At 67.7% G+C, this 25,693-nt stretch carries 22 protein-coding genes; 13 read left to right on the top strand and 9 right to left on the bottom strand.

What is annotated here, in order from left to right; translation table 11 throughout:
• The first annotated feature begins 101 nt into the window (after positions 1-101).
• The 11 genes from eccA to eccE all read left to right on the top strand — a co-directional run bounded on the left by eccA (position 102) and on the right by eccE (position 14,696).
• The gene (gene eccA / locus ACQY5A_RS23740) at positions 102-1,943 is read left to right on the top strand and encodes a type VII secretion AAA-ATPase EccA (protein WP_428342706.1); all 1,842 of its coding nucleotides are present in this window, start codon (positions 102-104) and stop codon (positions 1,941-1,943) included.
• Complete coding sequence (gene eccB / locus ACQY5A_RS23735) at positions 1,940-3,520, top strand: type VII secretion protein EccB (protein ID WP_428342705.1); 1,581 nt, start codon at positions 1,940-1,942, stop codon at positions 3,518-3,520. Before eccA ends, eccB begins: the two co-directional genes overlap by 4 nt.
• Positions 3,517-7,479, top strand: coding sequence for a type VII secretion protein EccCa (gene eccCa, locus ACQY5A_RS23730; RefSeq protein ID WP_428342704.1), 3,963 nt, complete (start codon positions 3,517-3,519; stop codon positions 7,477-7,479). The genes eccB and eccCa overlap by 4 nt, the downstream gene beginning before the upstream one ends.
• 25 nt (positions 7,480-7,504) lie before the next feature.
• Positions 7,505-7,810, top strand: coding sequence for a PE family protein (locus ACQY5A_RS23725; protein WP_428342703.1), 306 nt, complete (start codon positions 7,505-7,507; stop codon positions 7,808-7,810).
• Between the two features lie 2 nt (positions 7,811-7,812).
• Positions 7,813-9,240 (top strand): PPE family protein, encoded by a 1,428-nt coding sequence (locus ACQY5A_RS23720; protein ID WP_428342702.1) that lies wholly within the window; start codon positions 7,813-7,815, stop codon positions 9,238-9,240.
• 49 nt (positions 9,241-9,289) lie between these two features.
• The gene (gene esxG, locus ACQY5A_RS23715; protein WP_285186679.1) at positions 9,290-9,583 is read left to right on the top strand and encodes a type VII secretion system protein EsxG; all 294 of its coding nucleotides are present in this window, start codon (positions 9,290-9,292) and stop codon (positions 9,581-9,583) included.
• Between the two features lie 27 nt (positions 9,584-9,610).
• Positions 9,611-9,901, top strand: coding sequence for a WXG100 family type VII secretion target (locus ACQY5A_RS23710; protein WP_428342701.1), 291 nt, complete (start codon positions 9,611-9,613; stop codon positions 9,899-9,901).
• A gap of 55 nt (positions 9,902-9,956) precedes the next feature.
• A complete protein-coding gene (locus tag ACQY5A_RS23705) occupies positions 9,957-10,826 on the top strand; it encodes an ESX secretion-associated protein EspG (RefSeq protein WP_428342700.1) in 870 nt (289 codons plus the stop codon).
• Positions 10,827-10,900: 74 nt separating this feature from the next.
• Positions 10,901-12,325 carry a type VII secretion integral membrane protein EccD gene (gene eccD / locus ACQY5A_RS23700; protein WP_428342699.1) on the top strand — a complete coding sequence of 475 codons (1,425 nt, stop codon included), beginning with the start codon at positions 10,901-10,903 and terminating at the stop codon, positions 12,323-12,325.
• A complete protein-coding gene (mycP, locus tag ACQY5A_RS23695) occupies positions 12,322-13,713 on the top strand; it encodes a type VII secretion-associated serine protease mycosin (protein WP_428342698.1) in 1,392 nt (463 codons plus the stop codon). The genes eccD and mycP overlap by 4 nt, the downstream gene beginning before the upstream one ends.
• On the top strand, positions 13,710-14,696 hold the full coding sequence (gene eccE, locus ACQY5A_RS23690) for a type VII secretion protein EccE (RefSeq protein WP_428342697.1): 987 nt from the start codon (positions 13,710-13,712) through the stop codon (positions 14,694-14,696). Before mycP ends, eccE begins: the two co-directional genes overlap by 4 nt.
• A 1-nt stretch (position 14,697) precedes the next feature.
• On the opposite strand, the gene ACQY5A_RS23685 is transcribed toward eccE, so the two are convergent.
• The 7 genes from ACQY5A_RS23685 to ACQY5A_RS23655 all read right to left on the bottom strand — a co-directional run bounded on the left by ACQY5A_RS23685 (position 14,698) and on the right by ACQY5A_RS23655 (position 22,386).
• Positions 14,698-15,588, bottom strand: a complete 891-nt coding sequence (locus ACQY5A_RS23685; protein ID WP_428342696.1) for an amidohydrolase family protein — start codon at positions 15,586-15,588, stop codon at positions 14,698-14,700.
• 5 nt (positions 15,589-15,593) lie between these two features.
• Entirely contained in the window at positions 15,594-16,397 is an 804-nt protein-coding gene (gene stf0, locus ACQY5A_RS23680; protein WP_428342695.1) for a trehalose 2-sulfotransferase, read from the bottom strand.
• A 34-nt stretch (positions 16,398-16,431) separates the two neighbouring features.
• Positions 16,432-17,841 carry a sulfatase family protein gene (locus ACQY5A_RS23675; protein ID WP_428343312.1) on the bottom strand — a complete coding sequence of 470 codons (1,410 nt, stop codon included), beginning with the start codon at positions 17,839-17,841 and terminating at the stop codon, positions 16,432-16,434.
• Between the two features lie 91 nt (positions 17,842-17,932).
• Positions 17,933-18,691 (bottom strand): hypothetical protein, encoded by a 759-nt coding sequence (locus tag ACQY5A_RS23670; RefSeq protein ID WP_428342694.1) that lies wholly within the window; start codon positions 18,689-18,691, stop codon positions 17,933-17,935.
• A 67-nt stretch (positions 18,692-18,758) separates the two neighbouring features.
• Positions 18,759-19,424, bottom strand: a complete 666-nt coding sequence (bluB, locus tag ACQY5A_RS23665) for a 5,6-dimethylbenzimidazole synthase (RefSeq protein ID WP_428342693.1) — start codon at positions 19,422-19,424, stop codon at positions 18,759-18,761.
• A gap of 26 nt (positions 19,425-19,450) precedes the next feature.
• The gene (locus ACQY5A_RS23660; RefSeq protein ID WP_428342692.1) at positions 19,451-19,933 is read right to left on the bottom strand and encodes a hypothetical protein; all 483 of its coding nucleotides are present in this window, start codon (positions 19,931-19,933) and stop codon (positions 19,451-19,453) included.
• A complete protein-coding gene (locus tag ACQY5A_RS23655) occupies positions 19,933-22,386 on the bottom strand; it encodes an ATP-binding cassette domain-containing protein (protein ID WP_428342691.1) in 2,454 nt (817 codons plus the stop codon). The genes ACQY5A_RS23660 and ACQY5A_RS23655 overlap by 1 nt, the downstream gene beginning before the upstream one ends.
• Before the next feature lie 161 nt (positions 22,387-22,547).
• Here ACQY5A_RS23655 and ACQY5A_RS23650 point away from each other — a divergent pair, with 161 nt between their 5' ends.
• Positions 22,548-23,204 (top strand): L,D-transpeptidase family protein, encoded by a 657-nt coding sequence (locus ACQY5A_RS23650; protein ID WP_428343311.1) that lies wholly within the window; start codon positions 22,548-22,550, stop codon positions 23,202-23,204.
• Between the two features lie 24 nt (positions 23,205-23,228).
• On the opposite strand, the gene ACQY5A_RS23645 is transcribed toward ACQY5A_RS23650, so the two are convergent.
• Complete coding sequence (locus ACQY5A_RS23645) at positions 23,229-23,714, bottom strand: nuclear transport factor 2 family protein (protein ID WP_428342690.1); 486 nt, start codon at positions 23,712-23,714, stop codon at positions 23,229-23,231.
• 75 nt (positions 23,715-23,789) lie between these two features.
• On the bottom strand, positions 23,790-24,401 hold the full coding sequence (locus ACQY5A_RS23640) for a TetR/AcrR family transcriptional regulator (RefSeq protein WP_428342689.1): 612 nt from the start codon (positions 24,399-24,401) through the stop codon (positions 23,790-23,792).
• A 38-nt stretch (positions 24,402-24,439) separates the two neighbouring features.
• On the opposite strand from ACQY5A_RS23640, the gene ACQY5A_RS23635 reads away from it, so the two are divergent.
• The gene (locus ACQY5A_RS23635) at positions 24,440-25,666 is read left to right on the top strand and encodes a hypothetical protein (protein WP_428342688.1); all 1,227 of its coding nucleotides are present in this window, start codon (positions 24,440-24,442) and stop codon (positions 25,664-25,666) included.
• Positions 25,667-25,693: the final 27 nt, after the last annotated feature.

Genomic DNA, 25,693 nt, shown 5'->3' with positions numbered 1-25,693 from the left:
ACATATCCAGAGGTTACGTGCGTCTCGACACGCGCCATGTGCGATGCTAACTTCGCCGAAGTTAGCTTAGGCAATACTACGTCCGAAGGGGAGACTGAGGCGTGGAAACCGCTGAGACCGGCATCATTGCCACCCGGCCGAAAACGGCCCGGGTCGACGACGATGTAGCGAGCCGATTCGCGACCTGCTGCCGGGCGCTCGGGCTGACCGTGTACGACCGCACGCGTCCGGCGGACCTGGCCGCGGCGCGGTCCGGGTTCACCGGACTGGTCCGTATCGCTCACGATCAGGCCGACGCGTGGGTCGGTCTGGCCGCCGCCGGTGACTCGTCTCTGCCTGTGCTGGAAGCGCTTTCGCACAACACCGCGACCGCGGGTGTGCTGCAGCGCCAAGTCCAGCTGGGCGAGGGTGCGCTCGGCTTCCGCTACGACACCGGGCTGTACCTCAAGTTCCGGGCGACCGAACCAGACGACTTCCGCCTTGCCTACGCCTCGGCACTCGCCGGCGACGGCCGGTTTGCTGCGGCTTTCCAACTGGTCAGCGACGTCAGCCGTCGTCGACCGAGTTCGCCCGAAGCCCGCTGGGTGACCTCGACGATTCATTACCGCGCCGAGCGCTGGGCTGACGTTGTCAAACTCTTGTCGCCGATCGTCAACGACCCCAAGTTGGACGCGCACTTCGCGCACGCGGTGAAGGTGGCGCTCGGGATCTCGCTGGCGCGGCTGGGCATGTTCGCCGCAGCTTTGTCCTACCTCGAGGATCCGGAAGGCCCGGTGGTTGTGGCGGCGGTCGACGGAGCTTTGGCCAAGGCGCTGTCGCTGCGCGCCGACGGTGACGAGGACACCGCCCGCGAGGTGCTGCAGGACCTGTACGCCGCCAACCCGGAAAACGCTCAGGTCGAAGAGGCGTTGACGGACACCAGCTTCGGGATCGTGCCCACCACCTCCGACCGTATCGACGCCCGCAGCGATCCATGGGACGTCGGCACCGAGCCCAAGCCCGGTGACTTCGTCGACCCCGGCGCCCAGGAGCGCAAGGCCGTCCTGCTGTCGGAGGCCGAGCGTGAGCTCGACGAGTTCATCGGACTGGACAAGGTCAAGGATCAGGTCGCGCGGCTCAAGAGCGCGGTGGCGATGGAATTGGTCCGTAAAGAGCGCGGACTCGAGGTGGCTCAGCGCACCCACCACCTGGTGTTCACCGGTCCGCCCGGGACGGGTAAGACCACGATCGCTCGTGTGGTCGCCAAAATCTATTGCGGCCTAGGCCTTTTGAAGAAAGAGAACATCAAAGAGGTCCACCGTGCCGACTTGATCGGTCAGCACATCGGCGAGACCGAAGCCAAGACCAACGCGATCATCGACAGCGCACTGGACGGCGTGCTGTTCCTCGACGAGGCGTACGCGTTGGTCGCCACCGGCGCGAAGAACGACTTCGGCCTGGTGGCCATCGACACCCTGCTGGCGCGGATGGAAAACGACCGTGACCGCTTGGTGGTGATCATCGCGGGATACCGTGCCGACCTGGATCGGTTCCTGGACACCAACCAGGGTCTGCGATCACGGTTCACCCGGACCATCGACTTCCCGTCCTACCAACCGCCTGAACTGATCGAGATCGCCAACTTCATGGCCACCCGCCGGGACAGCACATTCGAGCAGGCAGCACTCGACGATCTCGAAGCCCTGTTCGCTCACCTGGCCAGCACGACGAAGCAAGATTCGGTGGGCGTCGAACGTCGCGGCCTCGACATCGCCGGTAATGGTCGATTCGTTCGTAACGTCGTCGAAAAGTCGGAGGAGGAACGGGAATTCCGGTTGGACCACTCCGAACACGCAAAGACCGGTGAATTCACCGACGAGGAGCTCATGACGATCACCGCCGCCGACGTGGCTAACACCGTGCCGCCGTTGCTCGAGGGTCTGCGGCTGGAGACGCCGGCATGACCGCCCCGGAATCCGGCGACGACCGGCGCTCGTTCGCCTCGCGCACCCCGGTGAACGACAACCCCCAAAAGGTGGTCTACCGCCGGGGCTTCGTCACCCGCCACCAAGTGACCGGCTGGCGATTTGTCATGCGCCGCATCGCTTCTGGTGTTGCCTTGCACGACACCCGGATGCTCGTCGACCCGCTGCGCACCCAGGCGCGCGCGGTCCTGATGGGCGTCATCGTCGTGGTCACCGGCCTGGTCGGTTGCTTCGTGTTCTCGCTGATCCGGCCGAACGGCTCGGCGGCCAACAATCCCATCCTGGCCGACCGGTCGACGGCAGCGCTGTACGTGCGGGTGGGCGATCAACTGCATCCGGTGCTCAACCTGGCCTCGGCCCGGCTGATCGCCAGCAAGGCAGCCAACCCCACGCAGGTGAAAAGCAGTGAGCTGGATAAGTTTCCGCTCGGCAACCTGATCGGCATCCCGGGTGCGCCGCAGCGGTTGGTGCAGAACACGCGCAAGGACGCCGACTGGACGGTGTGCGACGCGGACCGAGGAGGAGCCGCGCCATCTGCCGGCGTCACGGTGATCGCCGGTGCTCCGGACAGCACTGGCGCACGCGCCGCGGCGCTGGAAACCGGTAAGGCCGTCCTGGTCAACAACCCCGCCGGCGTCTGGCTGCTGTGGGACGGCCGACGCAGCCGGATCGACCTCGCCGACCACGCCGTCACCAGTGCGCTCGGCCTGGGTAACGACATTCACGCACCGCGCCCGGTGGCCCCCGGTCTGTTCAATGCGATCCCCGAGTCGCCGCCACTGGCCGCACCCGCCATCCCCGACAGCGGCGGACCGGCCCACTACCCGGTGCCCGCCCCCGTCGGCGGCGTTGTCGAATCCCATGGGCTGGAAGGTAACTCGCCCAACTACTACGCCGTGCTGCCAGACGGACTGCAGCAGATCTCGCCGGTGCTGGCCGCTATCCTGCGCAACGCGAACTCCTACGGCCTGGACCAGCCACCGCGGCTGGGTGCGGACAAGGTGGCCCAGCTGCCGGTTTCCCGGCAGCTGGACACCAGCCGCTACCCCGAGCAGCGCATCAGCTTGCTCGATGCGACGCACGACCCCGTCACCTGCGCGCACTGGAGCAAAGCCTTCGGCGCCAGCACGAATTCGCTGACGCTGCTTGCCGGTTCGGCGCTGCCGATTCCCGACGCGGTGCACACCGAGGATCTGGTCGGCGCAGGGGCCGGCGGGACAGCCAGCCGGATCGCGATGGCGCCGGGGACCGGGTACTTCGCCCAGCCCGTCGGGCAGAACGCGGCGTCACCGGCAGCCGGGTCGCTGTTCTGGATCTCTGACACCGGCGTGCGGTACGGCATCGACAACGAGGCCGCCCAAGGTGGAGTCACCGGAAACGCGAAAACCGCTGACGCTCTTGGGTTGACGCAGCCTGCCACTCCGATTCCCTGGTCAGTCCTGTCGCTGTACGCCCCCGGGCCCACCCTGTCGCGAGCCGACGCGCTGCTCGCACATGACGGACTGGCGCCCGACTCCCGACCTGGCCGTACCTCTGCCGAAGGACAAACTCGATGAGCCGCTTGATCTTCGAGGCACGCCGTCGGCTGCCTTCGCCGGTGACCCGCAAGGGCAGCATCAACATCGAAGCACCGCCGGAACTGCCTCGGGTGATTCCGCCGTCGTTGCTGCGCCGGGCGCTGCCCGTGGTGATCGTCCTGCTGATCGTCGGGATGATCGTCGCGATGGTCGCCACCGGAATGCGACTCATCTCGCCGCAGACACTGTTCTTCCCGTTCGTTCTGTTGCTGGCCGCCACGGCGTTTTTTCGGGGGGGCGACAACAAGTCGCGGACCGAGGAGGTCGACGCCGAGCGCGCCGACTACCTGCGCTACCTGTCGGTGGTCCGGGACAACGTCCGTGCGCAGGCCGCCGCCCAGCGCGCCGCCGCGGAATGGTCGCACCCGAAGCCGGCGGATCTGGCCGCCATCCCCGGCTCGCGACGGCAGTGGGAACGCGACCCCCAGGACGGCGACTTCCTGGTGGTGCGGGCCGGCGTGCACTCGGCCGCGTTGGACACCGCGCTGCGGGTCAACGACACCGCTGACGAGGTTGACCTGGAGCCCGTGTCGCACAGCGCATTACGCAGCCTGCTGGACACTCACCGGACCGTGCGCGACGTCCCGGCCGGAATCGACCTGACCACGCTGTCCCGGATCACCGTCCTCGGCGACGAGGACGAGGTTCGCGGCGCGGTGCGCGCGTGGATGGCTCAGGCGGTGACCTGGCACGACCCCACTGTGCTCGGCGTGGCAGTGGCTACCTCGGACCTCGAGTCGCCGGACTGGTCATGGCTGAAGTGGTTGCCACACGTGGACATCCCGGCCGAAGCCGACGGGGTGGGCCCGGCCCGCTACCTGACCAGCAAGCCCGATGAGCTGGCCGCGCTGCTCGGACCGACGTTGACCGACCGGCCGGCGTTCGCCGCCGGATCGGCGGATGCGTTGCGGCACTTGCTGATCATCATCGACGACCCGGACTTCGACCTGAGTGCGTCACCGCTGGCGGCCGGGCGGGCTGGTGTCACCGTCGTCTACCGATCGGCCACGGCACCGCACCGGGAGCAGTACTCCGATCCCGAGCGGCCGATCCTGCGGATCGCCCACGGCGCGATCGAGCGCTGGCAGACCGGCGGCTGGCGGCCCTACATCGACAGCGCCGACTCGCTCGGCGTCGACGACGCGGCGCACGTCGCGCGCCGGCTGTCCCGCTGGGACTCCAGCCCGACCCATAGCGGCCTGCAGTCGAGGGGCACCCACGGCGCGACCTTCACGACGTTGCTGGGAATTCCGGACGCGTCGCGGCTCGACGTCCCGACGCTGTGGGCACCGCGACACCGCGACGACGAGTTGCGAGTCCCGATCGGCGTCACGGCCACCGGTGAGCCCCTGATCTTCGATCTCAAAGACGAAGCCGAAGGCGGGATGGGACCGCACGGCTTGATGATCGGTATGACCGGCGCCGGCAAGTCGCAGACCTTGATGTCAATCCTGTTGGCGCTGTTGACGACTCACTCGGCCGAGCGGCTGATCGTGATCTACGCGGACTTCAAGGGTGAGGCCGGCGCGGACATTTTCCGCAACTTCCCGCAGGTCGTCGCGGTCATCTCGAACATGGCCGAGAAGAAGTCGCTGGCCGACCGGTTCGCCGACACGCTGCGCGGTGAAGTAGCGCGCCGCGAAACGTTGCTGCGCGAAGCGGGCCGCAGAGTCCAGGGCAGCGCGTTCAACTCGGTGACCGAATACGAGAACGCTCGCGAATCCGGGGCCGCCGGCGCATCCGATCTGGCTCCGATCCCGACGCTGTTCGTCGTCGCCGACGAATTCACGTTGATGCTGGCCGATCATCCCGAATACGCGGAGTTGTTCGACTACGTGGCCCGCAAGGGCCGGTCGTTCCGGATCCACATCCTGTTCGCGTCGCAGACGCTGGATGTCGGCCGAATCAAGGACATCGACAAGAACACCTCGTACCGGATCGGCTTGAAGGTGGCCAGCCCCGCGGTGTCGCGGTCGATCATCGGTGTGGAAGACGCATACCACGTCGATGCGGGCCGGGAGAACAAGGGCGTCGGCTTCCTGGTGCCTGCGCCCGGGGCCGCACCGATCAAATTCCGCAGCACCTATGTCGACGGTATCTACGACCCGCCGCAGACGCCGAAAACGCTTGTGGTGCACTCGGTTCCGGAACCAAAGGTGTTCACCGCGGGCCGGGTGGAGCCCGACCTGACCACGGTCATCGCCAAGAACGGACACGATGAGCCGATCGCGCCGTCACGCAAGCTGATTGCCACCATCGGTGACCAGCTGGCGCGTTTCGGGCCCCGCGCCCCCGAGCTGTGGCTGCCGCCGCTCGACGAGGTGATTCCGCTGAGCGCGGCGCTTGCGCGCGCATCGGTGCCCCGCGGCGAATGGCGTTGGCCGCTGGGCGAGATCGACCGGCCGTTCCAGATGCGCCGTGACTCGCTGATGTTCGACGCGCGGTCCTCGGCCGGCAACCTGCTGATCCACGGCGGCTCGAAGTCCGGTAAATCGACTGCGCTGCAGACGTTCATCCTGTCGGCGGCGAGCCTGCACTCACCCCGCGAGGTGAGCTTCTACTGCCTGGACTACGGCGGCGGTCAACTCCGGGCGCTGGAGGGCCTGGCCCACGTCGGTAGCGTCGCGTCGTCGCTGGAGCCCGAGCGCATCCGCCGCACCTTCGGCGAGATCGAGCAGCTGCTGCGCTCACGTCAGCGGCGGGAAGTCTTCCGCGACAAACAAGGTCCGGACGACGGGCTGGGCCAGGTGTTCCTGGTCATCGACAACCTGTATGCCTTCAGCCGGGACAACACCGACCAATTCAGCACCCGAAACCCGTTGCTGAGCAAGGTGACCGAGTTGGTCAACGTCGGCCTGGCCTACGGCATCCACGTGATCGTAACCACGCCCAGCTGGCTCGAGGTGCCGTTGGCGATGCGCGACGGTCTCGGTATGCGACTGGAACTCAAGCTGCACGACGCGCGCGACAGCAATGTCCGGGTGGTCGGTGCACTGCACCGCCCGGCCGAGGCCGTGCCCGCCGACCAGCCGGGTCGCGGTCTGACCATGGCCGCCGAGCATTTCCTGATCGCCGCACCCGCGCTCGACCAGGTTGCCGCGATCAATGCCCGGCACGAAGGGATCACCGCGCCACCGGTGCGGCTGCTCCCGACCAACCTGGACCCCGAGGTGCTCGAACCGGTTTACGGCGGCGCCGATCGGCTTGTGATCGGTCAGCGCGAAGAAGACCTGGCCGCGGTGCAAATCGACTTCGCCCAAGATCCGCTGCTGTTGGTGCTGGGTGATACCAGGTCCGGCAAGACGACCTTGCTGCGGCACATCATTCGCACCATCCGGGACAACTCGACGCCGGACCGGGTCGCCTTCACGGTGGTGGATCGGCGGCTGCACCTCGTCGACGAGCCGCTGTTCCCCGACAACGAATACACCGCCAACATCGACCGGGTGACCCCGGCGATGCTCGGGTTGTCCGGGCTGATCGGGAAGCGGCGGCCGCCGGCGGGGCTGGACGCCTCGCAGCTGACCGGATGGTCGTTCGAAGGTCACACCCACTACCTGATCATCGACGACGTCGACCAGATACCGGACTCTCCGGCGATGACGGGACCCTATGTCGGCCAGCGTCCTTGGACCCCGCTGATCGAACTGCTGGCACAGGCCGGCGATCTGGGACTGCGGGTCATCGTCACCGCACGGGCAAGCGGTGCCGCGCATGCGCTGATGACCAGTCCGTTGCTGCGCCGGCTCAACGATCTGCAGGCGACCACGGTGATGTTGTCGGGCAACCCGGTCGACGGCGGCAAGGTTCGCGGTCAGCGGTTCGATCGGTTGCCACCCGGTCGGGCAATTCTGCTGACCGACAGCGACACCCCCACCTACGTGCAATTGGTCAATCCGCTCGTCAACGAAAGTGCCGCCGTCGATGGCGGCCGGTGAGTATCCGCGAAAGGGGTAGTGAGTCATGACACTGCACGTTGTCCCAGAAGGTCTGGCGTCGGCCAGCGCCGCCGTCGAAGCCATCACGGCCCGGCTGGCCGCCGCGCACGCGGGCGCCGCACCGGCCATCACGGCCGTCGTTCCGTCGGCGGCTGACCCGGTCTCGCTGCAGACCGCGGCCGGCTTCAGCGCCCAGGGCACCGAGCACGCGGCGGTCGCGGCCGAAGGCGTCGAGGAGCTCGGCCGCGCCGGCGTCGGTGTCGGCGAGGCCGGTGTGAGTTACGCAGCCGGCGACGCCGCTGCCGCAGCGACATACGTGGCCGGCCACTGACGATGACCGCGCCGGTGTGGATGGCTTCGCCGCCTGAGGTGCATTCAGTGCTCCTCAGCAGCGGTCCTGGACCCGGGTCGCTGCTGGCGGCAGCCCGGGCCTGGACTGCGCTGGGCACTGAATATGCCTCGGCAGCAAGCGAACTCACCTCACTGCTCGGCGCGGTCCAAGCAGGTGCGTGGCACGGGCCGAGCGCCGAAGAATATGTAAGCGCACACCAGCCGTATCTGACGTGGCTCACCGAGGCCAGTGCCGACAGCGCCGGTGCCGCGGCTCAACACCAGGTCGCCGCTGCCGCCTACACCGCCGCGCTGGCGGCGATGCCGACTATTCCGGAGCTGGCCACCAACCGCGTCATCCACAGCGTGCTGATCGCGACGAACTTCTTCGGCCTCAACACGATTCCGATCGCGCTCAACGAAGCCGACTACGCCCGGATGTGGATCCAGGCGGCCACCACGATGGCGACCTACCAAGGCGTGGCGGGTTCCGCGCTGGCGGCGGCTCCGCGCACCGAGGCGGCGCCGCCGGTGCTCAAGACCAACAATGCGTCGGCGGCAGCGGCAAACCCGTCGGCATCGGGGGGCGACTTCTTCACCGACATCTACAACCAGTTGGTGCAGCTCATCCAGGATCCAAGCGGGACGCTCACCGCAATCCTGGCCAACCCGAGTACCTATTTCCCACTGCTGTTCTTCATCGCCTACGAGGTCGCGACCAGCATCGCTGCGTCTATTACCTATCCGTTGTTGACCGCCGCCGCGATCCTGGCGGTCGTGCTTCCGGCTGCGCTGCAGCAGCTGCTGAACAACCCCTCCGCGTTGCCGACGCTGATCGCTCCGGCCGGCAACGCGGTCACCCCTGGGTCGACGTCACCCATTCCGCCGGTCGCAGGGCAGGCTCCGGCACCCACGACTGCGACGGCTCCGGCTCCGACATCAGCGGCCGCAGGGGCGGCGGGCGCCACCCCGGCGACCACCCCTGCCGCCGGCTTCCCCTACATGGTCGGCGGCATCGGCCCCGACGGCGGCCCCGGACCGACCTTGATCGACCGCGACGAGAACAAGGCGCCGGCCGGTTCCATCGCTGCCGCCGCGGCCGTGAGCGCCGCGAGTCCCGCGAAGTCGCGGACGCGTCGGCGGCGAAAGTCCGAGATGCATGACCATGCAGACGAATTCGCCGACATGAACATCGACGTCAACCCGGACTGGGGTTCGCCGAGCGACCGCGAGCCGGTCGCCGCGACGGTGGCCTCGCAGAACGGTACGGACCCCCTGGGGTTCGCCGGGACGGTGGAAATAGACACCTCTGCCGAAGCCTCGGGACTGGCGATGTTGAGCAGCAACGATTTTGGCGATGGTCCGCGCGTGCCGATGGTGCCGGGCACATGGGGTCCGGCGGCATCGGAGGGGGAGGGGGACCACAGCTGAGCGGATGTTTGCGTGGCAACGGTAATCGGACGAGGAGAGGATTTCAGGGATGAGTTTGTTGGATGCTCACATTCCGCAGTTGGTGGCGTCGCAGTCGGCGTTTGGGGCCAAGGCGGGGTTGATGCGGTCGACGATCGGTCAGGCTGAGCAGGAAGCGATGTCGTCGCAGGCGTTTCATGCCGGTGATTCGGCGGCGGCGTTTCAGGCCGCGCATGCCCGGTTTGTGGCGGCGGCGGCGAAGGTGAATTCGCTGCTGGATATCGCTCAGGCCAACTTGGGTGATGCGGCGGGCACGTATGTGGCCGCGGACAGTGCTGCGGCGAGCAGCTACCCCGGTTTCTGAGTCGACCTCTAAGCGAAAGGGTTTGTGATGTCGCAAATCATGTACAACTACCCGGCGATGCTGGCGCACGCGGCGGACATGGCCGGGTATGCGGGCACGATGCAGAGCTTGGGTGCCGATATCTCTGCCGAGCAGGCCGCGTTGCAGTCGGGGTGGCAAGGTGACACCGGGCTGAGTTATCAAGCGTGGCAGGCGCAGTGGAATCAGGCGCTGGAGCAGTTGGTGTTGTCGTATCGGGCGATGGCGAACACCCATGAGAACAACACCACCTCGATGCTGGCCCGCGACTCGGCCGAAGGCGCCAAGTGGGGCGGCTGACCACTGCGACGGCAGTGCTGGTGGGGCGGATCGATCGAGTGGATCCGCAACGTAGATGACCAACAAGCCCAACGCCGTCGAGCTGACCGTCGACCAGGCGTGGTGCATCGCTGAAACCGTTGGAGCGGGAACGTTCCCGTGGGTTCTGGCGATCACCACGCCATACACTGATGCCGCTGAACGGGGTGCGTTCCTCGCAGCCCAGACCGCCGAGCTGGCCCGCATGGGCATGGTGTCGGCCGATGGCGTCATCAACCGGGCGGTAGCCGACTGGATTCGGGTGGTGTGCTTTCCGGAGCGGTGGCTGGACCTGCGCTATGTCGGTTCGGCCGCCGTCTCGGGAAGTTCGGACCTGCTGCGCGGGATCATCGCCCGGCGCGGCAGAAAAACTGTTGTGGCACTGCGTAACGCGCAGCTGGTCACGTTCACCGCGATGGATATTCACGACGCCCGCGCGCTGGTGCCGATTCTCGGCGTCGGCCTGGCGCAGCGTCCGCCGGCACGATTCGATGAATTCAGCCTGCCCGCCCAGGTGGGTGCGCGGGCTGACGCGCGGTTGCGTAATGGCGCACCGCTCGCCGAAGTCCTTGATTACCTGGGCATCCCGCAGTCAGCGCGTGCGGTGGTCGAATCCGTCTTCACCGGGCCGCGCAGCTACGTGGAGATCGTGGCGGGCGGTCACCACGACGGGCGGCACACCAGCACCGAAGTGGGCGTGAGCATTGTCGACACCGTCCTGGGCAGGGTGCTGGTGAGCCCGTCGCGTGCGTTCGACGGCGAATGGATCTCCACCTTCAGCCCCGGCACCCCGTTCGCCATCGCCGTCGCCGTCGAACAGCTCACCAGCCAACTGCCGCAAGGTCACTGGTTCGAGGGCAACCGGCTCTCCCGGGACTTCACCGGCGCCAACCCGCAAACTGTCTGACTCAACACCCAGAACAATCGTCATTCCCGAAGAGAAAGAGAACCAATGTTCCGCAGAATCCTGAGGAGTCGGTGATGTCCAGCGCAGTCATACCCATCGTGCGGGTCGCCATCCTTGCCGACAGCCGGCTGACCGAGATCGCTCTGCCCGCGGACTTGCCGCTGCGCGAAATCCTGCCGGCCGTAGAACGTTTGGTCGTGCCGGCCGTCGCTGATGACGCGGCCGCCGCGGGAGGTCCCGGCGACGAGCCGGCGACGCCTTCGCGGCTCAGCCTCGCTCCGATCGGCGGTCCACCGTTCAGCCTGGACGCCAGTCTGGCGACGGTCGGCGTGGTCGACGGTGACCTGTTGGCGTTGCAACCGGTCCCGGTCGGGCCGGCAGCGCCGGGCATCGTCGAGGACATCGCCGACGCCGCCGTCATCTTCTCGACGTCGCGACTGAAGCCCTGGGGTACTGCGCACATCCAGCGCGGCGCGATCGCTGGCCTTGTCGGGTTGATTTGGGCGGCAACAGGTCTCGGAGTGGTCCATCGGCTGGCCACCGGCTCGCCGGTCGGAGCGTTCGTGGTTGGCGCGATCGCGCTACTCGCCGTGGTGGCGGGTCTGGCGGCGCGCTCGCCGCGGGCCGGTGCGGCCGTGTCCGCCGCCGCACTGGTGCCGATCGCCGCGGCACTGGCCCTGGCGGTGCCGGGTCACTTCGGCACGCCACAGGTGACGCTGGCCGCGGCCGGGGTGACCGCGTGGTCGCTGATCAGCCTGATCCTGCCGCATCGCGAAAGCCGCGGAACCATCAGCTTTTTCACCGCGACCACGGTTCTGGGCGTGGGTGTGCTGCTGGCTGCCGGCGCGAGTGTGCTGTGGCAGCTGCCGCTGGTGACGCTCGGTGCCGGTCTCCTCGTCGTCGCGCTACTGTTCACCGTCGAAGCCCCGCAACTGTCCGCGCTGTGGGCACGATTCCCGCTGCCCGTCATCCCCGCGCCCGGCGACCCGACCCCGTCGGCTCCGTCGGCCCGCGTGCTCGCAGATTTGCCGCGACGCGTCCGGATCAGCGACGCGCACCAGACCGGCTTCATCGCCGGAGCCGTGCTGCTCAGCGTGATCGGCTCGCTGACCATCGCGTGGCGGCCGGAAACGCTGTCTCCGTGGGGCTGGTACGTGGTCGCCGCGACCGCTGCCGCGGCCGCCCTGCGGGCGCGGGTGTGGGACTCGGCGGCCATCAAGGCATGGCTGCTGGCCCAGCCGCACCTGGTCGGTGGCGCGTTGGTAATCCTCTACACCGCGACGGCGCACTACCTGACCGCGCTGGTGATCGCGGTGGTGCTCGCGGCGCTGGTGTCGGCCTGGGTCGTCGTCGCCTTGAGCCCGGCCATCGCCGCGCCGGAGACCTACTCGCTGCCGCTGCGCCGACTGGTGGGATTCGTCGCGTCCGGAATCGACGCGTCGCTGATCCCGGTGATCGCGTACCTGGTGGGGCTGTTCGCCTGGGTGCTTGATCGATGAGTTCTGCTCGCACTCGGCGATTCGCTTGTCTCGCAGCGGCTCTGGTTGCCACGCTGTGGGCCTGCCCGTCCGCAATGGCGATCGACCGCCCCCAGGTCGATTCCGGCGCGGTGCCACCCCCCGGTGCACCCGGTCCGGTGGCGCCGATGGAGAAGGACGGCGAGTGCAGTGCGACCGGTGTCATCTCCGGCACCGACTTCAAAGCGGTGCCGCCAAGCCAGCAGACTCTGGATCCGTCTGCGGCGTGGCGGTTTTCCCGCGGCGACGGGCAACTGGTCGCGGTGTTGGACACCGGGGTGCGGCCGGGCCCACGGCTGCCCGGCGTTCAACCGGGCGGAGACTATGTCGAGTCGACCGATGGGCTCACCGACTGCGACGGGCGCGGGACAGCGGTGGCCGGCCTGATCGCCGGCCAGCCGAGCGATGACGGCTTTGCCGGAATCGCACCCGGCGCCCGGCTGGTGTCGTTGCGGGTGACGTCGGCGAAATTCTCGGCGCGCAGCGCGGGCGGCGATCCCGCCCTCGGGCGGGCCGTGGTCGACGTGACGGCGCTTGGCCGCGCGATCGTGCACGCGGCCGATCTCGGTGCGCGGGTGATCACTGTCTCGGGGATCACCTGCCTACCCGCCGACCGCAACGTCGACCAAGGTGCACTCGGAGCGGCGATCCGGTACGCCGCCGTCGATAAGGACGCGGTGATCGTGGCCGCGGCCGGCAACGTCGGTGCCGCCGGTGCAGCCGGCGGCGCGGCCTGTGACTCGAACCCGCTGACCGACCTGGGCCGTCCCGACGATCCGCGCAATTGGGCTGATGTGACGTCGGTTTCGGTGCCCTCGTGGTGGCAGCCCTACGTGCTGTCGGTCGGATCCCTCACGCCCGGTGACCAGCCGTCGAAATTCACGATGGCCGGTCCGTGGGTGGGTGTCGCCGCACCCGGCGAGAGCATCGTGTCGGTGAGCAACCGCGACGACGGCGGCCTCGCCAACGGCCTGCCGAACGAACATCAGCAACTGGCGCCGCTGGCCGGCACGAGCTATGCGGCCGGATACGTCGCCGGTGTCGCGGCGCTGGTACGCAGCAAGTACCCGGAGTTGCACTCCGCGCAGGTGATCGAGCGGATCACCAGGTCGGCACAGAACGGCGCCCGGGCGCCGTCGAACATCGTCGGCGCCGGCGCCGTGGACCCGGTGGCGGCCCTGACCTGGGAGCTGCCCGCCGCCGCCAACGGCGAGAGGTCGCCGGTGAAACATGTTGCGGCGCCGCCAGAACCCGCACCGAAGAGCCCACTGCCCCGGATCGTCGCATTCGGTGGGACGGCTGCTCTGCTACTGGCCGTCGTGGCTGCCGCCGCGATCGCCGCACGCCGACGAGAGGAACCATCGCTGTGAGCGCGCACCCTTCCACCTCGCCGCCCACCGGACGGATCACCCTGGTGTTGTTGGCAATGGTGGCCGCCGCCCCCGCGTTCCCCTGGCATTCGGTGCGTGAGCGCTGGGTGCTCGGTGTCGCGATCGTGGCGGTGATCCTGCTGCTGGCCCGATGGCAGGGGCTGCCTGTCACCACGATCCTGCGCCGCCGCCTGGCGATCGTGCGTCCCAATCGGGGCGCACGCGCGGCCGAGGAGTCGGTCACCGATGTCCGGACCACCGCACTGCTGCGAGTGGCGCCGCCGCTAGGCGATGCCGACTCGCTACCGCTGGCGCTGATCGCCGGTTACGTCCACCGCTACGGCCTGCGCGCCGACGCCATCCGCGTGACCAGCCGGGACAGCACATCCGAAGTGGGCACGCGGGAACGGGAGACGTGGATCGGCGTGACCCTTTCCGCCGCGGACAATCTTGCGGCGCTGCAAGCCCGTTCGGCGCAGATTCCCTTGCGCGAGACGGCCGAGGTCGCGGCTCGCCGGCTGGCGGATCACCTCCGGGAAAGCGGTTGGACGGCCGCCCTGGCGAAACCCGACGACGTTCCCACGCCGTACCCTCGTTCGGCCCGCGAGACGTGGTCCGGCGTCAGTCAGGGGGGCTCCAATCACATTGCGGCATACGGGGTCACGGTCGACACCGCGCTGCCCAACACGCTCGCCGCGATCTGGTCCTACCCGGTCCGCGAAGTCTGGACCGCGGCCGAGGTGTCCGGAGCCGGCGACGACCAGACCTTGGCGGTAACGTGCGCGTTCCTGACCGACGCCGCCCCCAGCGCGAGCGGGCCACTGCCCGGATTGATCTCGAAGTCCGGGATCCAGCGTGCGGCGTTGACGGCATTGGACCCGCTGTCGAGTCGGCGTCTCGACGGCCACGTCGTGCTGCCCGAATCGCTGCTCCTCGAGCGGTTGCGCTGGGCCAGCACTGCGCAACCGCAACCGGTCGTCTGACCTAGCCGGCCGGCGAGAACAGGGCGGCGGCGTTGTCGTAGAAGACGCCGCGCAGCCAGGCGTCGTCGACGCCGGGCAACCGGGTGAGTGAGCGCATCGCGTCGGCGTAGCTGTAGGGAATGTTGGGAAAGTCGCTGCCGAAAAGGATGCGATCACCCAAGTCCCGCAGTCGATTCAGCTGCGATGACGGGAACGGCATGAGCTCGTCGACGAACGGGGTGAACGCCATCGTGGTGTCCAGCCGGACATCGGACGAGTGTTCACAGATGTCCATGAAGTCGGCGTACTCCGGCATGCCCAAGTGCGCGATGATCAGCCGCAACCGCGGAAAGCGTTGCAGCAGAAGCCGTATTGGCTCGGGTCCGGTGTGCTCGCCGGGTGCCGGGCCGGAGCCGCAGTGAACGACGACGGGGACCCTGGCGTCTTCGATAGCGCCCCATGCCGGGTCGAGCAGCGGATCGTTGGGCTCGTACCCACCCACCTGAACGTGCGCCTTGAAGACCTGCGCTCCGCCGGCGATCGCCGTGGCGACATACTTCCCCGCATCCGGCTCGGGGTAGAACGTTGCGGTGGCAAGGCAATCCGGGGTCTCCCGGGCAAACTGCGCGGCCCACTGATTGAGCCACGCCGCCATCTGAGGCTTGTGCGGATAGACCAGCGCGGTGAACCCGAGCACCCCGAACTGTCGCAGCACCTGCACACGTTCGGATTCCGCGGTCCGATAGTTGATCGGCCACTCACGACCCACCAACGGACCGGCGGAATCGAAGTACTGCCACACCTTGTCCATCACCGATTTCGGCATGAAATGGGTGTGCACGTCGATCACGCCGGGCAAGCCCAGCGCGGACCACACCTGCCGCACCTCGGCGGCTTCGTCTTCGTCGCCCATCCTCGTTACTCCGGTAGTCCCAAGCGACGGGCGTCGTCGCGGTAGCGCTCGACCCACTCATCCCAGTGTTCATCGGCCGGCGGATCAGAAGCCGGGGCCGGAGCCAGCCGGGGATCCTGGCCGATGGCCTCCAGCACCGTCGCGACGATCGTGGTCAAGTTGCGCCACAGCGTCGGATAAGGCACATCGATCGGCTCGATGCCCTCCTCGGCGAACCACGCTCGCCAGCACTCGTTCTGCTCGCGCAACATATGCACCGCATGCGCGATCGCACCGGCGTGGTAGGTGGCCCGCGAGCCATGCTCGGCGTGCGGCCGGCCACGCCACATCCGGGTTTGGACGGCACGCCAGAACGACACCGCCTGTGAAACCACGTCGGACCGGTGGACGTGCACGAAGACCGGCTCGCCGCCGATCACGTCCCGAATGGCGGCCCGCAGACCATCCCCGGACCGATCGGGCAGCGACGACGCGCGTTGCTGCAGCAGCGGCGTCTGATTCCACATCAGCTTGCCGCCCCAGATGCCGTTCGGCGTCCGTCCCGAACTGCGGATGTGTTCGCGCCAGGCGACTGACGACGCGGTATCCGGCGTGCCGGGGTCCACCGGTTCGAGCAGATGCAGGATCGTCTCGTCCTCGACGTCGGCGAACCACTGACGCGGCTGCGGCGCCATCCCGGTGGTCGGCAGGTATTGGAAGAACTCCTGCGGCTCCCCTGCTGTACCGGTCGCACGTAGCGACTCGGCCAACAACGTGCTGCCACAGCGCTGCGAGGCAAGCACGAGATAGGACGTCGGATGCTCGGGCACCGAGAGAGCCTAACCGCACACCCGATGGCTGCCACTACGGATCTGTTCGACGGGTGGCATCATCGATACCGCGATCTGCGGCGATCGCGGACCGGCTGGTCGGTACCTTGTGGTGAATCTGCAGATACGTCTCGGTGTACCGGGCTGCGATGCGGCTGCCGGCGAAGTCGGACGGGATGACGTCGTTGGTCTGCTGCCGCCAATCATGCAGGCGGACAGCAAGATCGGCAGCGACCGTGTCGGCGCCGTCGGTTTCGTCCCCGGTCAGCAAGTTGGTGGTCTCGGTGGGGTCCGCGCGCAGATCGTAGAGTTCGCGTTCCGGCCGCGGGGAGGTGACCAACGGTGCCACGGCCTGCCCGGACGGGCTCTTTTCGATGTCCCACGGCAGATCCAGTAGTGGCCGGCGCGCGTAGTTTTCGATGTAGCTGAAGTCTTTCGTCCGGATCGCGCGGATGGGATCGAACGAGTCGTGGTAGGTCTTCGCGGTGTAGACATGGTCGCGCACCGGCTCGCGGTGATCGCGGGCGGTCAGCGCCTGCGCATGCGACACACCCTCGATGTCGGACGGTGTCGCGACTCCGAGCAGCTCCAGCAGTGTCGGCAGCAGATCCACCCCACTGAACAGATCGTCGTACACCTTGTGCGCCAAATTCATTCGAGTCGGCGGACGGACGATCATCGCGATCCCGGTGCCCGCCTCGTACAGCGTCGATTTGGCTCTGGGGAACGCCGCACCGTGGTCGGTGAGGAAGACCACCCAGGTGCTGGCGTCGAGTCCGGTGGCGGCGAGGGTGTCCAGGATTCGACCGAACGCGGCATCGGCGGTTGTGATGGATCCGTAGAACTCGGCCAGATCTTGGCGTACCTCAACGGTATTGGGCAGGTAGTCGGGCATATCGACGGCGTCGGTGTCGGCGGGTTCGTAACGCTCTCGGGGATAGGGCCGGTGAGTTTCGAAGAACCCGGCCGTCAGCAGGAACGGCTGGTCGGGGTCGTGGTCGCGCAGCCACTGCTGAGCCCGTTCAACAACGTACTCGCAGTAGGAGTTCGACACGTCGAACTCGTCGAACCCCAGCCTGGACGGATAAGACGTCTCGTGCTGCATCCCGAAAAGCGTGGAGCACCAACCGTGTTCGGAGAGGATTTGCGGCAGCGTTCGCACACCGGGGCGGTACTCCCACCCATGGTGTGCCAGTCCGACGAGTCCGTTGCTCTGCGGGTAGCGGCCGGTGAACAGGGACCCGCGCGACGGGGAGCACAGCGGCGCGGTGGCATGCGCGCGGGTGAACAGGATGCCTTCGGCGGCAAGTTGGTCCAACCGGGGACTGCAGACATCCGGGTGACCGTAGACGCCGAGGTACCGGCCCAGGTCGTGCCAGTGCACGAGCAACACGTTGTCGCGTTGCGGATGCGCCGCGCTTGGGTCTGCGTCTGTGCCGCCGATCGCCGCCACCTCCTGAGCTTTGCCGGGCCCCGCCGACGTTATCGGTCTCGGCGGGTCGCGGCGTGTGCCGGGGCCTTTCCAGCCCGGCCGCTCACCACTGTTGCGGCGGGCCGGGAGGGCCGGGAAGGTCGTAGGGCGGGGGTTGAGGTGGCCGGGGCGGCCAGGGTCCGCTGCCTGGGTATCCGCCGGGTCGCGTGGTCAAGTGCGGTGGAAGGCCCAACAGCACGCGGAAGGCCGCGATGAACATCAGACCGCCGGCGACCGCGATGATCAGACCTGCGATCAAGTCGTAGGTAACTCGACCCGTGGCGCCGTAGCGCGCTTCGAGGCCGATCGACAAGACCAGCATGACGATGCCGCCGCCAAGGATCACGAACTGCCCCAGCGGCCTCTTGAGAAAGAGCATCACGGCGCCGGCGGCAACGGCAAGACAGGCCGCCATGATCAAGAAGAGGCACACGACCAGGGCCACCGGCACGGTGGGAACCATGTTGTGGATCTGTTGGCGGCACATGTTGCCGTACTCACCGCCGAACCGGTTGCAGACGTCGGCGGCGCGACTGACCGCGCTGTGCAGGTTGATCCACAGGGTCAGGGTGAGGATCCCGCCGAGCAATCCCAGCACCCCGATGGTCGCGAGGGTGATCCAGCCGAAGGCCTGCTGCGACGTCGCGGCCGGCACCGGCGGGCCGTAGCTGCCCCACTGCGGCGGTGCATGCCCGGGAGGTGGCGGTTGCTGACCGTAGCTCTCCGGCCCCGGTTGGGCGCCGAAGCCAGGCCCGATGTGCCCTGACGAATCGTCTGGCGGCGGTCCCCACTGCGGAGGGGGGCCCGGCGGAGGTGGTTGCACCCCGGAATCGTAACCGCCGCCGGCCCAGTGCTCCCGATGAGCGATGCAGCTGTGCCCGGGCTGACGATCACCTCGCGCGGTGCGGCGCCTGACCCCAGCCGTTCTCCGACACGAATTCACCCAGTGGGCGTCCCAGCGCCCAGCCGTCCAATTCCAGCGACGGCCGGTCGGGGAAATCAGGCACCGGGCCGAGGCACAGGATCGCCACCGGCTCGGCGTCGGCGGGCATGGACAGCAGCGCGGCCAGCGTCAGCGGATCGAACAGCGATACCCATCCCATTCCGAGACCCTCGGATCGAGCTGCCAGCCAAAGGTTTTGGATCGCGCAGGACACCGATGCCAAATCCATCTGCGGCATCGTTCGACGGCCGAACACGAAGCTGTCCCGCCCGTCGGACAGCGCGACCACCAGTAGCTCGGCGCAGTCGAGAATGCCTTCGACCTTGAGCGCGAGAAATTCCTGCGCGCGTTGGCCCAGCGCGTGTGCGGTCTGCCGGCGTTCCTCGTCGACGAGCGCGTGGATGCGCCGCCGCAACGCGCCGTCGGTGATCCGGATGAATCGCCAGGGCTGCATCAGCCCGACATTGGGAGCGGCGTGGGCGGCCTGCAGCAGGCGGGCCAGGACGGCGTCGGAGACCTTGCTGTCGGGGACGAACCGGCGCATGTCGCGTCGCTCGGCGATCACGCGATAGATCGCCTGGCGCTCCGGCGTGCTGAATGCGTGCTCGTCCACCAACCCATCGTAGGAACTGTGCCGCGCTATGGCCGGTAGGTGACCCCGACGGCGCGGAGCACGTATTCCGGTGGCATGTCGAAGGCCAGCAAGCGGCGGGGGAGTCGGTTCAGCACCTCATCGGGAAGCGCGAGCTTGTAGTGCAGCGACAGATGCCCGGTGAAGGTCTGATCCAGCTCATCGACATCGGCATCGACCTGCAGGCCGGCCGCCGAGATCTCCGCGGCCGCGACACCGGATTGCGGTGCGTCCCAACGGACGTCGACCGTCGGGCCGGCCAACTTCGGCAGTGACGACAGGGTCGCCAGAACTCGCTGCGAGGTGAACGCGACCGAGCCGACATAGCTGGCGACGCTGTGTGCCGACCGCAGGCCCGGAATGGCGCCGCTGAATCGGCGGGTGACGGGAACGAAGTCGGCGAGATGGATCAGCCCCTCGGCCTCGACCGCGGCGCGCACGTCGGCGGGCAGCTTGCCGATGCCGAAGAGCTTGCGGACGAAGACCGGCATTACTGGGCCCGATTCCCCAGCCGCAGCCGGTAGCGGACCAGGCCGGCGAGGACGACGGCCAGAGCGGTCAGCACGCCGACGTCCCGCAGCCACGCGTCGGCCGCGTGGCGCCACAGCCTGTCGACGGGCAGCCCCGCCTCGACGCTGTTGAGATCCACCGTCGACGCCGACGCGGCAAAGCCCCAGCGCGCGGGCACGAACCAGGCCAGCTGATCCAGGACCAGCCGTCCGGTCACCGGGATCAGGCCGCCGGCCAGCACCATCGACACCATGATGGTCACCACCAGCATCGGCAGCACCTGCTCGGTGGAGCGGGCCAGCGACGACAGCGCCAGCCCCACCATCGCCGAGGTGATCGCGGTCAGGGCCAGGCCCAGGTAAAGCTCCACGACGGCGTGCGGCACGCCGTGTCCCAGCAGCGCGCCGCCGTGCGACGGCGCGCCCTTGCCGATCGTCATGATGGCGACCATCACCGCGGTGCCGATCAGGGCCGCGATGCTGTAGACCACGACCTTGGCGATCAGATACGACGACGCGGACAGCCCGACGGCCCGCTCGCGCTGGAAGATCATCCGCTCGCCGACGAGATCGCGGACGGTGAGCGCGGTGCCCAGGAACACCGCGCCGATGTTGAGCAGGATCAGGATGTCGATCGGCTCTTCCGCCGAGGCCGGACTGGTCGCCCCCAAGCCGGTGCCACCGGGCACTGCCAGCGAGAGCACGCCGAGGACGAACGGCAGCACCGCCAGGAACGCGAAGTAGCCGCGGTCGGCGGTGATCAGTCGGGTCTGGCGCCGCACCAGCGTCATGACCTGGCGCCACGAGCTGGTTCGCGGCGGCTTTCCCAGCGGCGCCGCGCCGGCGGTCGGCGACGGTCGGCGCGGGGAGGCGGGATGGCGGGACAGATAGGCGCGATGTGCGCCGTCGGGGTCGGTGCTGACCCGGGCGAAGATGTCGGCCCAGTCGGTGCTTCCCATCACCGCCCCGATCTGGGCGGGCGGGTCGGCGAAGGCGGTCTTGCCGCCGGGGGCCAGCAGCAGGATCTGGTCGCACATCCCGACGTAGGTCAGCGAGTGCGTGACGACGATGACCACCCGGCCGGCGTCGGCGAGCCGCCGCAGCATCGTCATCACCTGACGGTCCAGCGCCGGGTCTAGGCCAGAGGTCGGTTCATCGAGGATCAGCAGCGACGGGCCGGTCAGCAGTTCCATCGCCACCGATGCCCGCTTACGCTGCCCGCCGGACAGCTTGTCGACGCGAGTGCCTTTGTGCGGGGCCAACTCCAGCTCGTCGAGCACCCGCTCGACCACCTGACGTCGATCGTCGGCGGTGGTGTCCGGGGGCAGCCGCAGTTCGGCGGCGAAGTTCAGCGCCTGTTCGACGGTGAGCTGGCGGTGCACCACGTCGTCCTGCGGCACCATCCCGATCCGCGAGCGCATCGACGCGTACTCGGCGTGCACGTCGTGGCCGTCGAACGCGACTAGGCCCGCGCTGCGCGGCATCGCGCCGCCGACCAGTTTGACCAGGGTGGATTTCCCGGCGCCGGACGGTCCGATCACAGCGGTCAGCGTCCCGGGCTTCGCGGAGAACGTGACGTCTTGCAGCAGTTGGCGACCGTCGACCGTCAGTGCCAGTCCGTGTGCGGTCAATCCGCTAGTGCGGGTCGCGGTGGGCTGAGAGACCAGGGTGTTGCCGGTGGCGAGCAAGTCGGTGTTGCCGATCGTGACCACGTCGCCGTCGCGCAGCCTCGCGCTGGTGATCAGCGTGCCATTGACGAAAGTGCCGTTGCTGCTGTCGTTGTCGCGAATCTCCAGCCCGGCCGGAGTGGACGTGAGCATCGCGTGCACGCGGGATGCGAGGGCGTCCTCGACGACGATGGTGTTGCTCTTGGCACGGCCGATCGTCGCCGAGGCCAGGTCCCGGATCGGAGCCGGCCGGCTCGGCGGGGGTGCCGACGCCGGCGACTGCGGCCGCCACGCCGGCGGGGGAGGCGCAGGCGGTGGTGGTGTCGGCGGACGGAACATCTCGGTGGCGGGGCTGTCGGCGCGGGTGGGCGAGCCCGCGGCCGGCGTCGCGACGCGGAAGGTCAACTCCGGCCCACGCGGGCCACCCAGTGCGACGCTCAGGCGATCGCGGATGGGGATCAGGTTGGACCGCGAGCCGGCGACGAAGATGCCGTTCTGGCTCTTGTCGACGACCACCCAGTGGTCACCGTCGAACCGCAGAATCGCGTGCACCCGCGATATCAGGGTCAGGTCTTCGGGATTGACGTCGTGAAAGCAGATGTCGCAGTTGCGGTCGCGGCCTACCACCACGTCGCGGTCGATCGGGAAGGTATACATCGCCGATCCGAGCCAGACCGTCAATGGCGGCACGCTGACGCCGCCCGCCATGGCGAGCTTGGTCGTACTGCTGCCCTCAGCAGCCTGACGGCGGCGATCTGTCGGTGACATCCATCGCTTTCTATACCCGGGAATCCGACCGATAACGCCTACGAACATATCGGTGCACCAGCAACGACAGGTGACGAGCGTGGTGTCGCAGCCGCGCGGTGACCCGATCGACGCTAAACCTTGACTTGACCTCCCGATCCGGCTGCGCCGACGATAAGGCGGTGCGCCGACTGCTGGGTCTACTGTGCGCTGCGGTATGCGCAGCCGTCGTACCCGTGGCGACAGCTCCGACGGGGGGTGCAGTCGGCGCACCCTGGTTTGCACCGCAGGTCGGCAACGCCACCCAGGTGGTCTCCGTCGTCGGAACCGGCGGTTCGAACGCGAAAATGGATATATTTCAACGAACTAACGCCGGCTGGGAACCGGTCGAGGCCGGCATTCCGACTCATATCGGCTCGGCAGGTCTTGCGCCACAAGCCAAGAGCGGATACCCCGCGACGCCGATGGGCGTCTACACGCTGCCATTTGCCTTCGGGACTGCGCCCAACCCCGGCGGCGGTCTCAAATACGTTCAGGTCGACTCGAATCACTGGTGGAACGGCGACGACGGGAGCGCCACGTTCAACACCATGCAGGTGTGCCATCGGGCGCAGTGCCCGTTCGACACCGGAGCGAGCGAGAACCTCCAGATTCCGCAGTACAAGCACGCGGTCGTGATGGGCGTCAACCCCGACCGTCAGCCCGGCAAGGGCGCGGCGTTCTTCTTCCACACCACCGACGGCGGCGCGACAGAAGGCTGTGTCGCGATCGACGATGCCAAGTTGGTTCAGGTCATCCAGTGGCTACGGCCCGGCGCGGTTATCGCGATCACTCAGTAACTGGTTGCGCCCCAACGGTTCTGATCACAAAGCGAGCGCAGTACCTGGCGTGATCTTGAAGTCGAGGTTCTTCAACGACAGGGTGGCGTCGTAGGTCCGGTCGTATCCGACCGCGCTGATCCGCCAGCCATCGGCGGTGCGACGGTATCGGTCGTGGTAGAACGCCGCGCCGATCAGCATGAAGTCGAATTCGGCCACGATCACCTTGTCCTGCAGGTACCAGGTGCCGGTGGCCTCGTCGCCGTTCACCTCGATCTCCGGATGGGTGACGCGATGCTCGGTGATGATGCCCGGGCCCATCGCTGAGCGCATGAACTCCACCAGGTCGGTGCGGTTGGTGAAGTGGTGTTCTTTGCCGAGCGACGAGCCGTAGTCGCCGACCACATCCTCGGTGAGGGTGTCGGCGAAGTCGTCCCAGCGCTTGGTGTCCAGTGCACGCAGATAGCGGTACTTGATCGTTTCTATCGCAGTCACGTCGGCGAGCCAGGCGCTGTGATCTCGGGAGCTCATCTCGTCATTTCAGCACATACCGATGGGGATTCTCCGGGCATCCGGGAATCGCCGCAAAGATTCCCCGGGTAGTGCTCAGCGCAGGTAGAGCGTGACCATCTCGATGAGCGCGTGCCGTTCCCGTTGCCAGTCGACCGGTGTCCCGATGATCATCTGCGCCAACACCACACCGCGCAGCATGGCCCAAATAACATCGGCCACGCCGTCATTGGCGGGGTCCTCAGTGATGAGGCGGCCGAGCTGATTGATCGCCGCGTTCATCTCCAGTAGGTGCCGGCGCGACGAGCCCGCTCGGTTGGCCCGCAGGATCTCGAACGCCGCCATCGACGTGGGGCTGCTGTAGCACCTCCACGCGGTGTCGACCACCACCTCGATGCGCTCCCGCATCGGCAGTTCGCTGACATCGGCCGACGAAAGGCTCTCCAACAGCCGGGCCACCCCGTCGTCGACGACGGCCATCAGCAGGCCGTTGCGGTCGCCGAAGTGATACTGGATCACTCCCCAGGTGACGCCGGCGCGTTCGGCGACATGCTTCGCGGTCGCGGCGACATAGCCTTCCTCCACGATGCAGCGGACGGTTTCGTCGATGATCTTCGCGCGAGTGTCGTCGCCGCGCTTGCGGGGCGCACTCGTCCGCCGGGTGGGGCCGACGGGCGAGCTGGCCTTCTGGCCTGCGGAGATGGACATTGTTGACTTTATAACATAGTCAGCTCTATTTTTGGTCGGTGAGCCGATCCCGCTATGCCCAGTTGTCCCGCGAACAGCTCGCCGTTCTGCTTCCCGAGCTGCTGTTGATTGGGCAGATGATCGACCGCTCCGGAATGGCTTGGTGCATCCAGGAGTTCGGGCGTGACGAGATGGTGCAGATCGCCATCGAGGAGTGGGCCGGCGCCAGCCCGATCTACACCCGACGCATGCAGCGGGCGCTGAACTACGAAGGTGTCGACATCTTCACGATTTTCAAGGGCTTACAGCTCGACATCGGGGCGCCGCCCCAGTTCATGGACTTTCGGTACACCATTCACGACCGCTGGCACGGCGAGTTCCATCTCGACCACTGCGGCGCGCTGCTCGACGTGGAGCCGATGGGTCCCGATTACGTCTTCGGCATGTGCCACACGATCGAGGACCCGACCTTCGACGCGACCGCGGTCGCAACCAATGCGCGCGCACAGGTGCGTCCCATCCACCGGCCGCCCCGGACGCCGTCGGACCGGCACCCGCACTGCGCCTGGACCGTCATCATCGACGAGTCCTATCCGCCGGTCGAAGGCATTCCGGCGCTGGACATCGTAGCCGAAACCCTGGCAGCCCGTTGGGAACTCGACGCGATCGACCATTCCGACGAGGGTCTGGCCGACTACTCGGGCCCGGTGGTGTCGGACTTCGACTTCGGTGCGTACTCGCATTCGGCACTCGTGCGGATGGCCGACGAAGTATGCCTGCAGATGCATCTGCTGTACCTGTCCTTCGCGATCGCGGTGCGGGCGCGCGCGGGATCGGACATCAAGCTGGCCGACTCGGTCTGCACCCGCGGCTTGACCGGCGTCGCCGGGCTCGCCGCGGAGCGCATTCACCGGGCACTTGAGCTGCCCGCCGGAATCGAGGGAATCCGAAGGGTTTTCGAGCTGCACCCGTTGCTCAACCCGTTGGGGTACGTCAACGCGGAGGTCGGCGACACACTGACGATCCACCGGTCGCCGGCCCACGATGACGCAGCGTGGATCTCGCTGTGTTCGCCGGAGTCGATCCAGCCGCTGCAGGCGATCGCGACCGCGGTGGACCGATGTGTCGAGGTCAGGGTCATCGGCACCAGCACCGACTGGACCGCCGAGCTGTCCGAAACCGACACGGCGGCAAAGGAGTCGTCCGAGGTTGCGGTCGCCAAAGTCAGCGGCGGGGCGACATTCGAATTCCGGCCGCGGCAATCGCTGCCACTGACCGTGGTCTGACGCGGCCCGATCTGTCAAGGCGGTGGC

This window comes from Mycobacterium sp. (genome assembly GCF_965277065.1).
GTDB lineage: Bacteria > Actinomycetota > Actinomycetes > Mycobacteriales > Mycobacteriaceae > Mycobacterium.
Note: the sequence above shows the minus strand (reverse complement) of the source record. Positions and strands in the feature narration are given on the sequence as shown.